This window comes from Nocardioides sp. zg-1230 (assembly GCF_013155335.1).
Lineage (GTDB): Bacteria > Actinomycetota > Actinomycetes > Propionibacteriales > Nocardioidaceae > Nocardioides.
Window position 1 is genome coordinate 50,264 of record NZ_JABJQZ010000007.1, and the last position, 15,586, is coordinate 65,849.

17 protein-coding genes are annotated in these 15,586 nt (G+C 71.9%); 14 read left to right on the forward strand and 3 right to left on the reverse strand.

Features of this window, described 5'->3' with window-relative positions; all coding sequences use genetic code 11:
• Positions 1-298 precede the first annotated feature (298 nt).
• The 3 genes from HOO61_RS19070 (at position 299) to HOO61_RS19080 (ending at position 1,963) form a co-directional block, all read left to right on the forward strand.
• On the forward strand, positions 299-787 hold the full coding sequence (locus tag HOO61_RS19070; protein WP_172261365.1) for a DUF1269 domain-containing protein: 489 nt from the start codon (positions 299-301) through the stop codon (positions 785-787).
• A 99-nt stretch (positions 788-886) separates the two neighbouring features.
• On the forward strand, positions 887-1,315 hold the full coding sequence (locus tag HOO61_RS19075) for a hypothetical protein (protein ID WP_172261367.1): 429 nt from the start codon (positions 887-889) through the stop codon (positions 1,313-1,315).
• Positions 1,316-1,555: 240 nt separating this feature from the next.
• Positions 1,556-1,963, forward strand: a complete 408-nt coding sequence (locus HOO61_RS19080; protein ID WP_172261369.1) for an ATP-binding protein — start codon at positions 1,556-1,558, stop codon at positions 1,961-1,963.
• A gap of 41 nt (positions 1,964-2,004) precedes the next feature.
• Here HOO61_RS19080 and HOO61_RS19085 read toward each other — a convergent pair whose 3' ends face one another.
• From HOO61_RS19085 to HOO61_RS19095, 3 genes are all read right to left on the reverse strand, one after another.
• Complete coding sequence (locus tag HOO61_RS19085; protein ID WP_172261370.1) at positions 2,005-2,322, reverse strand: STAS domain-containing protein; 318 nt, start codon at positions 2,320-2,322, stop codon at positions 2,005-2,007.
• A 151-nt stretch (positions 2,323-2,473) separates the two neighbouring features.
• A complete protein-coding gene (locus tag HOO61_RS19090) occupies positions 2,474-2,845 on the reverse strand; it encodes an STAS/SEC14 domain-containing protein (RefSeq protein WP_172261372.1) in 372 nt (123 codons plus the stop codon).
• A 381-nt stretch (positions 2,846-3,226) separates the two neighbouring features.
• Positions 3,227-4,180, reverse strand: coding sequence for a hypothetical protein (locus tag HOO61_RS19095; protein WP_172261374.1), 954 nt, complete (start codon positions 4,178-4,180; stop codon positions 3,227-3,229).
• A 134-nt stretch (positions 4,181-4,314) separates the two neighbouring features.
• Between HOO61_RS19095 and HOO61_RS19100 the strand changes: the two genes are divergently transcribed.
• The 11 genes from HOO61_RS19100 to HOO61_RS19150 are packed head-to-tail and all read left to right on the forward strand — an operon-like array spanning position 4,315 to position 15,540.
• Positions 4,315-4,920 carry a Pvc16 family protein gene (locus HOO61_RS19100; RefSeq protein ID WP_172261376.1) on the forward strand — a complete coding sequence of 202 codons (606 nt, stop codon included), beginning with the start codon at positions 4,315-4,317 and terminating at the stop codon, positions 4,918-4,920.
• Positions 4,917-5,828, forward strand: coding sequence for a hypothetical protein (locus HOO61_RS19105; RefSeq protein ID WP_172261378.1), 912 nt, complete (start codon positions 4,917-4,919; stop codon positions 5,826-5,828). The genes HOO61_RS19100 and HOO61_RS19105 overlap by 4 nt, the downstream gene beginning before the upstream one ends.
• A gap of 18 nt (positions 5,829-5,846) precedes the next feature.
• Positions 5,847-7,697, forward strand: coding sequence for a phage tail sheath subtilisin-like domain-containing protein (locus HOO61_RS19110; protein WP_172261380.1), 1,851 nt, complete (start codon positions 5,847-5,849; stop codon positions 7,695-7,697).
• Between the two features lie 52 nt (positions 7,698-7,749).
• Positions 7,750-8,205: a phage tail protein gene (locus tag HOO61_RS19115; RefSeq protein ID WP_172261382.1), complete on the forward strand. Its 456-nt coding sequence runs from the start codon at positions 7,750-7,752 to the stop codon at positions 8,203-8,205.
• On the forward strand, positions 8,202-10,166 hold the full coding sequence (locus tag HOO61_RS19120; protein WP_172261384.1) for a phage tail sheath subtilisin-like domain-containing protein: 1,965 nt from the start codon (positions 8,202-8,204) through the stop codon (positions 10,164-10,166). Before HOO61_RS19115 ends, HOO61_RS19120 begins: the two co-directional genes overlap by 4 nt.
• Positions 10,167-10,169: 3 nt before the next feature.
• Positions 10,170-10,796 (forward strand): phage tail protein, encoded by a 627-nt coding sequence (locus tag HOO61_RS19125; RefSeq protein ID WP_172261386.1) that lies wholly within the window; start codon positions 10,170-10,172, stop codon positions 10,794-10,796.
• Positions 10,793-12,037, forward strand: coding sequence for a hypothetical protein (locus HOO61_RS19130; RefSeq protein ID WP_172261388.1), 1,245 nt, complete (start codon positions 10,793-10,795; stop codon positions 12,035-12,037). Before HOO61_RS19125 ends, HOO61_RS19130 begins: the two co-directional genes overlap by 4 nt.
• Positions 12,034-12,204 carry a hypothetical protein gene (locus HOO61_RS19135; protein WP_172261390.1) on the forward strand — a complete coding sequence of 57 codons (171 nt, stop codon included), beginning with the start codon at positions 12,034-12,036 and terminating at the stop codon, positions 12,202-12,204. Before HOO61_RS19130 ends, HOO61_RS19135 begins: the two co-directional genes overlap by 4 nt.
• On the forward strand, positions 12,197-13,282 hold the full coding sequence (locus HOO61_RS19140) for a phage late control D family protein (RefSeq protein WP_172261392.1): 1,086 nt from the start codon (positions 12,197-12,199) through the stop codon (positions 13,280-13,282). Before HOO61_RS19135 ends, HOO61_RS19140 begins: the two co-directional genes overlap by 8 nt.
• Position 13,283: 1 nt before the next feature.
• Positions 13,284-13,943 carry a phage baseplate assembly protein V gene (locus HOO61_RS19145; RefSeq protein WP_216659143.1) on the forward strand — a complete coding sequence of 220 codons (660 nt, stop codon included), beginning with the start codon at positions 13,284-13,286 and terminating at the stop codon, positions 13,941-13,943.
• A 4-nt stretch (positions 13,944-13,947) separates the two neighbouring features.
• Positions 13,948-15,540, forward strand: a complete 1,593-nt coding sequence (locus tag HOO61_RS19150; protein WP_172261394.1) for a hypothetical protein — start codon at positions 13,948-13,950, stop codon at positions 15,538-15,540.
• The last annotated feature ends 46 nt before the right edge of the window (positions 15,541-15,586 follow it).

Consider the following 15,586-nt stretch of genomic DNA (forward strand, 5'->3'; position numbering starts at 1 on the left):
GCTCGCGCCGGCGCTGTTCCCCGGGCACGGGGCGGGGATCTCGAGCACGTCAGGATGTCTGCGCCTGAGCGGGGAAGGCAGTCCCGACGGCCCGCTGTGCGCGGCCGGGCAGGCTCACGCCGTCCCGACAGGTCCCGGACGGGGCCGGGACCCCAGTCCCACCTCGTGGGAGCACGGGGTGACGCGCGCTCATCCGCTGCGGGTGATTCCCCGGAAGCCGCTTCGTGCGACCGTGCAGGGTCGGGTCGCGGAGCCCGCACGGGTGGACCGACCCGCCACGCACTACGAGGAGTGAGCGATGACAACCTTCACGGTCTGGAAGTTCGAGGACCCCGACGGCGCCCAGCACGCAGCCACGTTGCTCCAGAACGCCGAGGCCGACGGCCTGGTCACGGTGATCGACCACGCCGTGATGACCTGGCCCGCCGGCGCCGACAAGCCGGAGACCCGTCACTCGCACGACGACGCCAAGCACGGGGCAGCGTGGGGTGCGCTCTGGGGCATCCTCGGGGGCGCGCTCTTCGCGGTGCCCGTCGTCGGCGGCGTTGTGGGCCTGGCGATCGGCGCCATCGCCAAGTCCACGGAGGGCGCGGGCATCACCAAGGACGACCTCGCCCGGATCCGCACCGAGGTCGTCGAGGGGACGTCGGCGCTGTTCGTGGTGACCGAGGCAGGCAATCTCGACCGGTTGGGCGAACGCATGCGCGGGACGGACAAGAAGCTGATCACCACCAACCTCACCGACGCCGAGCGCGCCGTCCTCCTCGAGACGTTCGGCGGCTCCTGAGCGACCCGGATCTCACCCCGAGCGGATGAAGGGCGACCGCATCGGGCGTCCTACGTTGCTGTGGAGAGCTTGCTCGCACCACACACGGAGGGAAGAGCCATGACCGAGTCGACCGGGTCGCGCCGCCAGACCGCACCCCCCGAGGAGCCCGGCGCCTGGGCCCAGGGACTGATCCTGTTCGCCGCCGTCATGATGTTCGTCGGGGGCGGCTTCCAGGCCATCGCCGGCCTGGCGGCCATCTTCGAGAACGAGTTCTACACCGTCACCCCCAACTACGTCCTCGAGTTCGACGTCACCGCGTGGGGATGGATCCACCTGCTGCTCGGGGTGATCGTGGTCTTCGCCGGCTACGGCCTGCTCTCCGGCCAGACGTGGGCGCGGGTGGTCGGCATCGTGCTGGCCTCCGTGAGTGCACTGGTGAACTTCGCGTTCATCCCCTACTACCCGTTCTGGTCCCTCGCCATCATCGCCCTGGACGTCTTCATCATCTGGGCGCTGGCGACCCAGGCGCGCGCGTTCAGGCTCTGACGTCACGGGCTGCCCGCGAGGCTGGCTGGATGGGCCCCGCGGGCAGTTCCCCGTCGCCCCGATCACGTCCCCCGGGTCAGGTCGTCCGCAGTCATCGACGCTACGCCGCACGCTCGGGGAAGGCCACGCTGTCCAGACCGCGAGCTCCTGTTGCTGCCCTGACACCCGGCGTATCGTCGTGAACCGAAAGGTGTCGCCCGGCCCGCTTCGCGACTCGCTTGGAAGGGTGGGGGGTGCAGGATGTCACGCCGTGCGCCGGACTGGACTCGTCGAGCCAGCTTCGACGCGGACCCGGTCAGCGCCTCCCTCGCCCGCTCCTTCGTCGTGGACCAGCTCGTGCACGACGAGCTGGCGCACCTGGTGGACCCGGTGCGCCTGGTGACGAGCGAGCTGGCCACCAACGCCATCCTCCACGCGCGCACACGGTTCACCGTGACCCTCGAACGCACCGAGGACCTCGTCGTGCTGACGGTGGGCGACCACTCCCCCCGCACCCCGGTCCGGCGGGCAACGGGGCCCACGGGATACTCGGGTCGCGGGCTGGACATCGTCGCCAGGACGAGCCTCGACTGGGGAGTGGACGCCTCCCGGGACGCCTCCAAGCAGGTGTGGGCGTCGTTCTCCGTCGACGGACACGCGCCACCGTAGGACGCACGCCGCGGGCGTCAGGCGCAGGGCGTCACCCGTTGTCACACGCGTGCAGGGGCATCGGACGCGAGCATCCCGCGCAGGCGCGTGAACGTCGCGTTCGGCTGCTCCACGTGCACCCGCGCACCGAGACGCTCGGCGCGCTGGGCGAAGTCGACGAGTGACCGCATGCACGCGAGATCGACGAACTGCAGCCTTCCGACGTCGAGGCGCGCCTCCTGCCCCGGTCGTACGGTGACGCCCTGCAGTGCGCCGATCAGGTCGTCGAGGACCGAGAAGTCCGCCTCACCGACCAGCCGGATCCGCCACGCGCCGTCGGAGGTGTCGCAGGAGACACGGAGAAGTTCGGTGGTCGACATGAGGTCCCAGCTCCGGAGCGGAACCCAAGTCCGCCCACTCGTACTAGACGGGAACGGCATCGAATCTGTGACGGTGCACGACAAGCCCTCGGTACGTTCGACGGTACGCCCGCTCCGTCGAGAAGACCAGCAGGTATGGACAGGGGGTGGCTCAGCCGACCGGCTCGGCCGCCCATCGCTTCGCGGACTCGAGGTCGGCGAGTGGGAACGTGCGCGCCTGTCCCGGCCAGAGCACGCTGAAGATCCTGATCGTCGGCCCTGCCCAGCGCGCGTCAGTCACGATGGCGATCCGCTCGAACGACGCCGGGTGACGGACACCGAGCTTGAGGTCCTCCCAGGCTGCTTCCTTCTCGTACTCGTCGAACTCCGGGCCGAGCACGTAGACGAGGCGCACCTTCCCGTGCTCGGCGATGGCTGCATCGATCGCCGGCACGACCACGTCGCGGTAGTCGTCCTCGTCGACGTCATCGACGGCCTCGAGCCCCAGAACCCCTGGCGGCATCCCACTGAGCAGCTTGATCATGTCGCCACGCTAGGCAACCGGCGCGGGTCAGAGGTCACCCGTCGTGGATGAGGCATCCTCCGCAGCCGGGGTGGAACCGTGGTCCCAGAAGAAGCAGCTCGAGGCAGACGTCGAGGCTCTTGAACGCGACGCGAGCGATGCCGTCGGTTCCTAGCGACGCAACCGTCGGGGCTCTGACTCCTAGGTACTGTCCTCGGTGCACCCACGAGGCTCGGCGCTGGGCAGGTCCCACTGCTCATCGGTCAGGTCCCTCGGGTACGGCGTGTGCTCCCTCACCGCCCCAGCGGTGCACGTCGCGTCGCTGGCCCCCCCGGGGCACAGAGCCTGGCCACGCTCCAGTCGCGCCGTCGACCGACTCGAAGAACTGACCGCGTCGCTTTCTCACAAGGCCGAGGCCGGCTGCTGCGTGTGGCTGTGCTGACCGCACCCGCAGTCCTCATCGTGGTCACTGCTGGCGACAGCTGCGGGCTTGCACTTCTCGTACTCGCCGAGCAGGTCCTCAAGGATCTCCCTCTTCTTCCGGTCGCACTCGTCCCGCGCGGCCTTGTCCTGGCACTCCAGCAGGGCCCGCCGGCCTTCGAGCTCGATGACGGCCTGCCACGCGGCGTAGCTGCACTGGAGGGCCTTGCACAGGCAGTCCATGTAGGCGTTCACGTGCGCGAAGCCGCCGAACAGCCCGCCACCGGCCAGCCGGTGCTTGAGGACGAGGTAGGTGGCGTAGAGCGCGACGACGTTCTCCTTGCTCGCCGACTTGGACTCCTCGTCGAGCTTTGCCACCGCGGCGCGGATCTCGGAGGTCTGTTGGGGGATCTCGGTGGCGAGGTCGATCAGCGAGCCGAAGCACGCCTGGTTCCACGTTGCCGCGGCCCGGTACTTCGCGATCAGTCCCGCGAGACTGCTCACCGTCTCGTCCTCGCTCGGCTCGTGCGGGTAATCGCAGTCGCCCACGCAGCACCCGGTCGTGGAGGCGCCCGAGCACTCCGTGATGGCCGCGGTGACGGTCCGGAGCGACTCCTTGAGGCACTTGCGCTGGTCGTCGTCGAGGAGGCACTTGAGGCGCTCCTTGATCGACGTCTTGCCGCCGGAGTCCTTGCCGTAGAGGGTCTTCTTCGACCACGCGACGTCGGCCTCGGCGTCAGCCCTGGCCTTCGAGTACGCCGCCCGCGCCAGGTCGTACTTCTCCTGGAAGCCCTCGAGTGCCTGTGCGGACTCCTCTGCGACCTCCGCCTGCTTCTTGTACCGCTCCGTGGCGCAGGCGACCCCGACGATGTCGCAGCCGTCGCACGCGCTGGAATCGGTCGGGTCCTGCGTCTGGGTTCCCGTGCTCGTGTCCATGCTCATCCTCTTCTCCCGTGGACGTCCGCCCACCCTGCGCGCACCGATCCTGCGCGGCAGGTGTCACGAGGGCGTCGCGAACCGACCACCCCGGCCGCGACGCGAGGGTGACGGAGCGCCTGCACGATGCCCGCATGGCGGGTTATCAGGCGCTGGCGGCGGTGGGGCGCAGCGTGGTGCACGTCCTGAACGCCGGCTACCTGACCGAGCTGCCCGGACCGGCGAGGCGACCCACCGCCGTGCTGGCCGGCACGGCCGACTTCGACGAGGTCAACAGCAGTCCCACCGCGGTCATCCGCTATCCGGCGGTGTCCGTCTACTGCTACCGCATCAGCGTCGACCGCGAGACGCGGCCGGGATGGTCTGCCGTGGGAGCGGGCGACGGCATCCCGCGGATCCCCCTGCGCATGCACCTCATGCTCGCCGCCTGGGATCGCATTGTGGAGAACGAGCTGGAATGGCTCGGACTCACCGCTCGCCTGCTCGAGGCCAACAGCATCCTGACCGGACCCCGCCTCGACCCCACCGGCGACTGGAACCCCGGTGACCTGGTGCAGCTCGTCCCGGACGACCTGGCGCTCGACTCGATGAGCGAGGCGTTCCAGGCGCTCACCACCGACTACCGCCTGTGCCTGTCCTACCTGGCCCGCGTGATCGTCATCGACGCACCTCACAGCCCGTTGGCCGAGCGGGTCACCACCGTGGCCAACGCCGTCGAGTCGGACGGCGTCCTGCCATGAGCACCGACCTCGGCACCCTCGGCCGGACGGCGGTCGCCCACCGTCTCGCGCTGGCCGTCGTGCCCCTGGACGCCGTCACCCGTCACGAGGTCCCGCCCGGGGTCCTGGTGGGGCGCGAGACCGCGAGGTCCATGGAGCATGCCCGACGTCGCAGCAGCCGGGGACGACCCGACCCCGAGAGGCCGACGATCCGGGTGCGCCCGGCGGCCGGCGCGTACGTCGTGCTGCACGACGCGACGGTCCCCCGGGTGCCGCCTGACGGGAGTCCACCGGGCGCCCAGCCCGTCCTCACCGTCCGCATCGTGGATCCGGCAGGTCGCTGGATACCTCGACGGTGCCGCGTCCCGGTCTGGCCGCTCCCTCAGGTGCGGGCACCCGAGGACCCCGTCCTGCCCGGTCCGGCCGTCCCGGCGGCGAGCCGCAGCATCCGGCCCTGGCTCCTGCCCGGCCCCGCCTACGCCGTAGCCGGCGGCGGCACCGCTGTCCGGCTGCGCGTGGTCCGCGGGGGCATCCCCGTCCGTTGGGCCCGCGCCGAGGTCTTCGACGGTGCCGGCCAGCGCCTCGGATGGGGCCACGGCGACGCGCACGGGGAGGTGCTCGTGGTGCTCGACCAGCTCGGACCGGGCATGCCGACCGCCGACGTACAGGTGGCCGTACGCGTCCACCGACCGGGACCGCTACCCGCCGGCACCCCCGCGGTCACCGCCCGCGACCTCGCCGCCGACCCGCTGGCCGACCTGCCGGTCGAGGTGCTGCCCAGGCAGCAGGTCCCGGCCGGGTCCTTCGAGGACGACGCCACGATCGGCGTCGCGGTCCCCAACGGCTTCGTCACAGCCGCCGTCGACCTGGCAGCGTCGCTCACCCCCGGGCGAGCAGTTCGGCTCCCCGACATCAGCTTCACGCCCTAACCAGCCCAGGAGGCCGCCATGCCCGAGTACCTGACTCCCGGCGTCTATGTCGAGGAGACCAGCTTCCGGTCCCGCTCGATCGAGGGAGTCCCGACGAGCACGGCCGGGATGGCCGGTGCGACCGAGTACGGCCCCGTGGCCCATCCCGCCAACAACGTCGCGATGGCGACCGGGCCCGTGCTGGTCACCAGTCCGACGGAGTACGAGCGGTTCTTCGGCGGCCTCACCATCGACTTCGCCCCGTGCCGGCTGGCGCTGGCTGCCAGGTCGTTCTTCGCCAACGGCGGACGGCGCCTCTACGTCCAGCGGGTGTTCGTCCCGACGGCGGACGGGGCGGGTGCGGGACCGGACGGGGACCTGGCCCGGCTCGACATCCCCGCCGGCGCGAACCCACCCCGGCTGCAGTGGTGCGCGCGCTGGCCCGGCACGGCCGGTGCCCGCGTGCGAGTGGCGGTCAGGTTCCGGCGCAGCAAGAACGTCCAGGTCGGCACCTCGCTGCGCACCGTCCTGCCGGGCGCGGCTGTCGAGACGGCGGCACTCGACGCCCAGGGCAGAGCGCCGTCGATCCCGGACGAGCAGGCGCCGACCGCGCTGCGGATCGTCAAGCTCCAGGACGGCGCACTGGGCTACGACGACGGCAGCGGCGGCTTCGTCGCGCCCGCCGCTGGCCAGGCCGCCTTCCACATCACCCTCGACGTGGAAGTCCGCCTCGGTGACCGGGTCGACGTGTACAACGGCCTGGAGCTCGGCAGCGAGCATCGGCGCTACATCCGCGAGGTCCTCCAGGACGTCGACCCGGCCGACGACGCCTGCCTGGTCTGGCTCACCCTCCCCACGCCGGCGGTCGGGCAGCCCCCGGCGCCCGAGCCCACCCCGATCCAGATGCTCACCGCCCTGCTCGCCGCGGGTCCCGACGGGGCCTACCTGGTCGGCGGGAGCGAGGGCGGGGCGATGTCGCCCGCAGCGCTCGAGGGCGAGAAGGCCGGGACCGACACCCTGGATCCCGCCACCGGTCTCAATGCCCTCGGCGAGATCGACGACATCGCCATTGTGGCAATGCCCGACACCACGAACTTCGACGACCTGGACAACGCGATCACCGCGGTCGACGCACTCCTGGGCCACTGTGAGCAGGACCGCTACCGCATCGCCATCATCGACCCGCCGCAGGACAGCTCGATCTCGGAGGTTCGCGCCTTCCGGTCCCGGTTCGACAGCAAGTACGGCGCGCTCTACTACCCGTGGCTCCGGATCGTCGACCCCACCCAGTCCTTCGACCCGGAGCTGCCGGCCCAGCTGCTCGACGTACCCCCGTCGGGTGCCGTCGCCGGGATCTACGCGCGGTCCGACATCGAGCGGGGCGTCCACAAGGCACCGGCCAACGAGGTGGTCCGAGGCATCACGCAGTTCGTCACCAACGTCACCTACGACCGGCAGTCGGTGCTCAACCCCGAGGGGATCAACGCCCTGCGGTTCTTCGAGGGACGGGCCAACCGGGTCTGGGGCGCACGCACGATCTCCTCGGACCCGGAGTGGAAGTACGTCAACGTGAGGCGGCTCTTCATCTACCTCGAGCACTCCATCGACAAGGCCACCCAATGGGCGGTGTTCGAGCCCAACAACGAGCGGCTCTGGGGTTCCGTCCGTCAGTCGATCGAGGACTTCCTCATCTCGGTCTGGCAGACCGGGGCCCTGATGGGGACCCGCCCCGAGGAGGCCTTCTTCGTCCGGTGCGACCGGACGACCATGACCCAGAACGACCTCGACAACGGCCGGATGATCTGCCTGATCGGCGTCGCGCCGACCTACCCGGCCGAGTTCGTGATCTTCCGCATCGGCCAGTGGACGGCCGACTCACGACGCAGCTGAGGGACCGCGGCCGGACAGCGGCCGGCGACCCACCGAGACCAGGAGGTTCCAGATGGCACTGCGAGACAACCCGTACGGCGCGTTCAACTTCATGGTGAAGCTGGGCGACGCCGGCGGGGAGGACCAGATCGCCGGCGGGTTCTCGGACTTCTCCGGCGCCGCCGTGGAGGTGAAGTTCTCCGAGTACCGCAACGGCAACGACAAGGAGAGCCACGTCCGGAAGATCGCCAACACCCACACCACCAACGACGTCACGCTCAAGCGCGGCATCATCGGCGACCTGCGGCTCTTCGAGTGGATCAAGTCGACCCGCGAGGGCGCCTACGAGCCCCGGACGGTGACGGTCACGCTGCTCGACGAGGCCCGTGCCCCTGCCTGCCAGTGGGTCCTCCGTTTCGCGCAGCCCAAGAAGTGGACGGGTCCGACCCTGGCCGCCAAGGGCGGCGGCGAGGTGGCCATGGAGGAGCTGGTGCTGGTCGCCCAGCGCATCGACTTCCTGTCACCGTGAGCGTGCTGGGGGTGGAGGTCGGGTCGCCGGGGGTCTACTTCGCTCCCCCGGTCGACCAGTCCACGCCGGCCACCGTCCGCCTGGACGTCGCCGGGTTCGTGGGCGTCGCCCCGCGCGGACCCGTGGACGTGCCCGTCCCGGTCACCTCCTGGTCCGACTACCAGTGGATCTTCGGCGGTACCGCCGGACCCGGCGGGCTCGGCGACGCCGTGCACGCCTTCTTCGCCCAGGGCGGGGTGCGAGCCCTGGTCCTGCGGGTCTCGCCGTTGCCGCGAGGCTCGCACCAGGACCCCCTCGGTCGTGCCCGGCACCGCCTCGTCCTCGGGACCACCGAGCTGGCCTTCGCGGCGGCCGACGAGGGCAGCTGGGGCGACTCGCTGGTGATCACCTGGGAGTTCGTGGTCTCGCAGTCGACGCGGACCGAGGTCGGCGGACGCCTGGTGCGGCTCCCGCCCGGTGCCCGGATCCCGCCCGGCTCGCTGCTCCGACTCTGGCTGGACGGGGGACGTACGCCGGTCTACCGCTGGGCGGAGGAGCTGGGCACCAGGGACCTGGGACCCGGGCGGCGCGACCCGGTGCTCGTGCTGGACCGTCCCACAGGCGCGGGACCCGAGCCCGCCGAGGGCCGCGACTGGCCGACGACGGTCGTCGTCGACGTCGTCACCGCCACCGTCGACGTCACCGACCGTTCCGACGAGCTGCGTCGTCACGAACGGTTCGCAGACCTGGGCCTGGCCCCCGCCCATCCGCGACACGCCGCCACGATCCTCGCCGACCCGTCGCAGTCCCGGCTGGTCCGACCAGCCGGCCCCTGGCCCGAGCGCGTCCGGCCGCCCGAGCCACGGCTCTCCTCCGCGACGTCCGAGCTGGTGGCTGCGGGACGTGACCGCTGGGACGGTGTGGCCAGGGGCAGCTTCCTGGATGACGAACCCGCCGAGCTCCTCCCGGTCGGAGGGGTGGACCCCCTCGACGACGGGCTGGACCTGCACGGCGTGGAGCGGATCTCCGTGGAGCCCGAGGTGGGGTTGCTGTGCGTCCCCGACCTGCTGTGGGACGTGGTGCTCGTCCCCGGGGTGACCGACCGACCCCACAGGCCGCTCTACCCCGAGTTCGCCCCCTGCCGTCCGCCCGAGGTGACCCTGCCGTTCACCCAGCAGCCTCCCCGGGTAGTGAGGCTGGCCGGGGGCGCGAGCAGCCTCGCCGAGGCCCTGGACCGCCAGCGCAGGGTCGTGGTCCTGGCCGAGCGGCAGCAGAGGTTCGTCGCCCTGCTCGACGTGCCGGACGGTCTGACCGAGCGCGACGTCGCGCGGTGGCGTGCCTCCATCGACAGCAGCCACGCCGCCGCCTACCACCCGTGGCTGGCCTCGGTGCCCGAGGACGGCACCTTGCGTCCGCTGGCTCCCTCGGCGGTGGCCGCCGGGATCATCGCCGCCCGGGAACGCCGACTCGGCATCCCCTGGGGTCCTGCCAACGAGGTCGCGGTCGACGCCGTACGGGCGACCAGGCCGGTCACCGACCAGGAGCACGCACGGCTCCACGAGCTCGACGTCAACGTGTTCCGCGCCGAGCGGGACGGCTTCCGCCTGAGCACCGCGCGCACCCTGTCGAGGGACCGCAGCCTCAGCCAGCTGAGCGTGCGCCGCCTGATGACGATGCTGCGGCAGAGCCTCGCACGGCACGGCCAACGCCTGGCGTTCGAGCCGAGCACCGCAGCGCTGCGTCGCGAGCTCACCTGGTCGATCACCCAGCTCCTGCGCGACCTCCACCGCGGGGGAGCCTTCGCCGGCGCCACGGAGCAGGAGTCGTTCTTCGTGCGCTGCGACGACACGGTCAACCCGGCCTGGTCCCAGGAGCAGGGCCGGCTCGTCGCCGAGGTCGGCGTCGCACCGTCGTACCCGCTGGAGTTCCTCGTGGTGCGGCTGGTGCGCGACGCCAGCGGCTCGCTCGGGGTCGAGGGGTGAGCCATGAGCGTCCAGGTGACAGAGCTCGTGCAGGCCTTCCGGTTTCAGGTGCACCTGACCCGGAGCCTGCCCGGGCGCACGCTGGCGCCTCCACCCCAGCTCGGCGCGAGCGGAGGCGGCAGCACGGCGCCGCCGGCGCCCGTCTCGGGTGGCTCGAGGACGGGTGCGGCCGCGACCGCTCCCGTCGGCGGCGCCTCCTCACAGGGAGGCGGCGACCGCCTCGGTGACGGTGGCTTCCAGGAGTGCGGCGGCCTGGTGCTCGACGCCGACCTCCACGACGTCCTCGAGGGCGGTGCCAACGACACAACCGTGCGCCGCCTGGGCCGGGTCAAGCACAGCCCGATCGTGCTCACGCGGGGCATGGTGGTGGCCACCGCCGCCGGACCGGCGGACGTCGGCCTGTGGTCGTGGATGTCGGCGATGCTGTCGGGCCAGGTGCCGGTGCCGCGGTACGACGGGCGCATCGAGGTGCTCGACCCGACGTTCGGACGTGTCGTGGCCCGGTGGACCTTCGTCCGCGGCCTGCCGTTGAAGGTGGTGGGGCCGTCGTTGCACGCCGTCACCGGCGCGGTGGCCGTCGAGGAGCTGCACATCGCCCACGAGGGCCTCCTCCTGGAGCCGTCGCCGTGACCGCCGAGCTGGTGCGGGCCACCCTGCAACGCCTGACCCGGGTGAAGCAGGGGCAGAAGGACGCTCCCGCGACGGTCGAGGCCGAGGGCGACGCCATCTCGGTGCAGCTCAACCCGAGCACCCTCAAGATCACCCGCCGCAACAACGTCGACCGCGGCGGCGTCACCACCGGCACCCAGAAGGCGCAGAGCCCGTCCCAGGAGGGGGCCACGCTCGCCTTCGACCTCGAGTTCGACACCAGCGAGCAGGGCTCGGACGGCGAGCACGTCGACGTACGCGAGTGGACGGCTCTGGTGCGCCAGTACGTCGAGCCCTCCAAGAAGAAGCCTGCGGAGGCGCCGCCAGCGGTGCGGTTCACCTGGGGCCGGCTGATCTTCAACGGCATCGTCGAGCAGGTCACCGAGGACCTGGACCTGTTCGCACCCGACGGGACCGCGCTGCACGCGAAGGTCAGCCTCAGCATCGCCGAGCAGGACTTCTCGTTCGAGAAGATGGAGACCGGCAACGGGGCCCGTGACCAGCGGGCGGCCACCCAGCCGGGGGGTCCGACGGGGGCGGCACCGGGCCAGAGCGGCACCCGCGACCCCACGCACGTCGTCTCCGCGCACGAGGGCGAGAACGTCCAGCAGCTGCTGTCCCGGCTCGGCCAGGACCCATCCGGCTGGCGGGCCGCCATGTCGGGCCTCGACGACCCGCTCGACCTGGCCGCCGGCGTCGCGGTGACCCTGGGCTCCGAGATCACCGCCGGTCTCCGGGGCGCGGTCGGTGCCGGGTCCGGCCAGTTCGCCGCGGACGCGACCATCGCCACGCCGGCGTCCCTGGCCGCTGCCCTGGGCGTGCCCGCACCCCAGACGGGCACCACCACGCGACCGGGGTCCGACGGGGGCGGGGACGGCTTCGCGCTCTCGGCGGCCGGGGGGCTCGCAGCCGCGGAGCGGATCGTCGACCGGGCCACCGTGGGCTCCGCCGTGCTGCGCAGCACCAGCTCGTTCACGGTTCCCCCGGCGGCAGGCCGCCGCGCCGCCGACGACGGGCCGGTGGATCCCCGGGCGCTCACCTACGGGCGTGGGGTCCCCCTGCAGGGGCAGGCGCGTCCTGCGAGTGCCGACGCCGCGGATGCAGGTGCCGCCCCCTGGGAGCGCCAGCCGTCGTACGGCTGCGACCCGGCGACGCGCGAGCAACGACGTCGTGACGGTGGGTCGCCGACAATCCGGTCGAGGCCAGGAGGTGCGGCACGGTGACACCGGTGTACGTGCACGAGGTGCACACGGAGATCAGCGGGTCGCCCGCGCCGCCGGTGGCCTCGGACAAGCACGAGCCCGCGGCGGTCGTGGAGGCGGCGGCGGCCCGGATCCGCCGCGAGGCCTGGCTGGCCGGCCGGGTGGCTTCGGAGGGCTTCGATGACTGAGGCCTCGGTCCAGGTCCAGGCGCCGGTCTTCACCGTCGACGGCCAGCTCACCCGCACCCTCGGTCGGGACTGCCTGCGGCTGGAGATCTCGGAGGGACTCGGCGGGCTCCGCACGCTCGAGGCCGAGTTCCTGGCGGTCGGCGCCGGCGACGACGGCCCACCCGGGCCCCTGCGCCACCTGGACGGCTCCACCGTCGACTTCGGCCGGTCCTTGAAGGTCGCCATCGGGCCCGACAGCGGGCAGCGCTTCGCCTTCGACGGCACGGTCTCGGCGCTGGAGCTGGTCATCTCCGACGGTGAGCCGCAGCGGGCGGTGGTGCTCGCCGAGGATGCACTCATGCGGCTGCGGATGACCCGGCGGCTGCGATCGTGGACCCGCGTCACCGACGCCGAGCTGGCCTCCAGCATCGCCGGCGAGCACGGACTGGACGCGGACGTCCAGGCCGACGGACCGCGCTACGACGTGGTCCAGCAGCTGAACCAGAGCGACCTGGCGTTCCTGCGCGAGCGCGCCCGGCTCCTCCAGGCCGAGCTCTGGTGCACCGGCTCGACGCTGCACTTCCGCAGCCGGGACACCCGCAGCGCGACCGAGGTGGCCCTCACCGTCGGCGCCCAGCTGCTGAGCGCTCGGCTCGCCGCGGACCTGTCCGCGCAGCGCGGCGAGGTCGTGGTCAGCGGGTACGACGCCGGCCAACGGGCCGCCGTCACCGAACGGGCGGGTAGCGACGTGGTCGAGGCCGAGACCAGTGGCGGACGCTCCGGCGCGAGCCTGGTCACCCGCGCCCTCGGTGCCTCGGCCTCGGTGCGGGTCCGCGAGGTCCCGCTCAGCTCGGAGGAGGCGCAGGCCTGGGCACGGGCGGAGATGCTGCGTCGCGGCCGCGCCTTCGTCACCGTCTCAGGGGTCACCAACGGCACCCCGGACCTGGTCGTGGGCTCCCGGCTGACCCTTCGCCTGGTGGGAGAGCCGTTCGAGGGCGAGGGCTACTACGTCACCTCGATCCGTCACCGGTTCGACCTCAGGACCGGGCTCCGCACCGAGTTCACGGCACAGCGCGCAACCCTCAACGAGGTGAGCTGACGTGCTGCCGCAACCCGTCGACGGCGGCGCCCCGGGCTACCACGGCGTCTACCCGGCGCTGGTCAGCGACCTCGTCGACCCGGACTCGCTCGGCCGGGTGGGGGTCTCCTTCCCCTGGCTGGGCGACGACGGCGCCGACGTCCGGGCATGGGCGACGCTCTGCACGCCGTACGCCGACGACGAACAGGGGCTGCTGATCCTCCCGGAGGTGGGCAGCCAGGTGGTCGTCGCGTTCGAGGCCGGCAACCTGCGCCGTCCCTACGTCCTCGGCTCCACCTGGAACGGCAAGGAGCGCCTGCCCCGCGACCCCGAGCGGGCCAACAACATCCGGCTGCTGCGCTCGCGTGCCGACAGCAAGCTCGAGTTCGACGACTCCGCGGGTTCGGCCAAGGTCAGGATCACCATGGCCTCGGGGCACGAGATCACCCTCGACGACGCCACGCAGGAGGTCACCGTCAAGCACTCGGGCGGGTGCACGGTGAAGCTGACCGCCACGGATGTGCAGGTCACCGCCAACGCCACAGTCCAGGTGACCTCGCCGATGGTGCAGGTGGACGCCGCGGTCTCGACGTTCAGCGGTCTGGTCAAGTGCTCGATGCTGATCGCCGAGCAGATGGTCACCTCCCCCGCCTACAGCCCTGGCGCGGGAAACGTCTGGTGACCTCGTGACCACGGTGACCACCCAGCGACCTGGCCCGCGATTGCGGGCGGGGCAGCACCCCCTGGCCCTGCGCGCGCCCTGGTACGTCGGCGAGCGACCGGTCGACCCGGCCAAGCGGTTCGACCGTTTCGACGTCTACGACCCGCCTGCCCTGCAGCCGAGCATCCAGAAGTACGACTCCCCCGAGCTCGTGCAGCGGATCATGGCCGACCCGCGGAACTCGCTGAGGTTCACCGCCGAGGACGAGTGGTCGGTCCCGATGCCGCGATCCGAGACGCAGCAGAAGGGGAGCACCGGCCGGCTCCGCTTCGCCACCCACTCCTTCGCCCGGATGGGCATGCGCAAGCTCTTCCAGCCCAACCACGACCGCTTCTACGCGGTCGTCGTCGAGGTCTTCTGCGACCACGACGGGCTCCCCCGTCCCCGCCCCGACGACACCTTCTCGCTCGCCCTCGCAGTACGCCGCCAGGTGCTGTCGACCGACCTGAACGAGCACGACGTACGCAAGATGGCGCGCGACGTGCTGCTGGGCAAGGTGTCCGCCACGGCGGCCTCACCCGTCACCGTGACGGGCGCGCAAGGGTGGATGACGGACCAGTGCGGAGGCGGACAGGGGTGGGTCGACGTCGACCCGAACGGTCGGCCGCTCCCCACCGCGGGCGCCGATCCCGACGGGGAGCACGCGCTGCTCCTGGAGAAGCGGCTCACCGAGAACCTGCTGCCGATGTGGCGGATACCGCCCGACGCGGCGGACTGCGACAGAGCGTCGACCCGGTCGCTGTGGTTCGGGCTGGTACCGACGGCCTCGGCGGACCGGGAGACGGCCTTTGACCCGGCGCTCCCCCTTCCTTCGCACGAGCTCGGCCCGAGGTACGACGACCGGCAGACCTACGAGATCCGATGCCTCGCCACGAGGCCGCCCGGTCCCGGGCGCGAGGACTGCCCGCCGGAGGGGTACTGGAGCGAACCGACCCGGCCGTACCGGCTGGCCAGCTTCTTCGACCCCGAGGGCACCAAGAACCGGACGGTCTCGATCACGATGCCAGACCTGCGGGCAGTCGCGGCTCGCGCCGGACAACCGGCCGCCGGCGGCGTCGCGATCACCACGCCGCCGGGCTCCCAGCTCTCCTTCGACCCGGACAACGGGTCACCGGGAAGCCCGGGGCTCCCTCCGGGCGGCACCGTCGCACAGACCTGCACCTACGCCGTGGAGCTGTTCACGATCGTGGCGATGTTCCTCTTCAGCCTCTTCCTGCCCGTGGTCATGTTCCTCTTCCAGCTCTGGTGGATGCTGCTCCTCAAGTTCTGCCTCCCACCCGCCGCGGACGCGGTGGAGGTGTTGCGCAACCACTTCAAGTCGGGCGGCACCCCCGGCTCCATGGGTGCTGCCCAGGACGCGGCGCTCGACGAAGTGGTCGGCGGGCGCGGCACGGGCGCCAGGTTGAAGACGGCCGCGTCCGGTTTTCCCGCGGCTGCCCTGGACGACCTCGCCGAGGGGCTCGCCCCACCGGACGACCCACCGCCTCCACCCGAGCCCGAGGAGCCGGTGCCCGACCCGCTCTGCCCGCTCAACCCGCCAGCCGGGGGGCCAACGTGACAGTGGCGGCTCCCCCTCAAGCCAAGCCGGCTCACCGTTCCCCCGC